Source organism: Mycobacterium sp. NGS17 (assembly GCF_059813205.1).
The window spans coordinates 1-599 of record NZ_JCALED010000037.1 but is presented as its reverse complement, the minus strand read 5'-3'; the positions used below and the strand labels follow the sequence as shown (position 1 = coordinate 599).

The 599-nt window shown below is 67.1% G+C and carries 1 protein-coding gene; it reads right to left on the bottom strand.

What is annotated here, in order from left to right; translation table 11 throughout:
• A partial coding sequence (locus AC5Y7E_RS24240) for a condensation domain-containing protein (protein WP_499950952.1) occupies positions 1-599 on the bottom strand: 599 nt, incomplete at both ends.

Here is a 599-nt window from a genome sequence, read left to right as displayed (position 1 = left end):
TCGGTGTCGTATTCGATGCGTAGGCCTAGTTGGGGGCCGGGTTGGGCTTGGATGGTGAGTCGGTAGTGGGTGGATTCGCGGCCGGTGAAGTCGGTGATGGTCAGGTCGTCGGGGCCGGTGAGGGCGGCGGTGTCGACGGGATAGTTCTCCAGTACGAGCAAGGTGTCGAAGAGTTGGTCGTGGCCGGTGAGGCGGTGGATGTCGGTCAGGGGCAGGTGGTGGTGATCCAGGGTGTGGGTGTGGGCGTGTTGGAGTTGGTCGAGGAGGTCGGTGGTGGTGGTGGTCGGGTGCAGGCGGGCGCGTACGGGCACGGTGTTGATCAGCAGTCCGATCAGCGATTCGGCGCCGGGCATGTCGGTGGGCCGCCCGGACACGGTGGTGCCAAAGATGATGTCGTGTTGGCCGGTGAGCAGGGCCAAAAGTTGGGCGTAGCCGGCTTGCAGGACGGTGTTGAGGGTGCTGTGGTGGGTGCGGGCCAGTTCGTGCAGGGCGGTGGTGGTGTGTTCGGGCAGCCGGTAGGTGGTGGTGTGGCGTGGGCCGGGCTGTAGCCGGCCGGGTGGGCCGAGCAGGGTGGGGGTGTCCACCCCGGCCAGGATGTC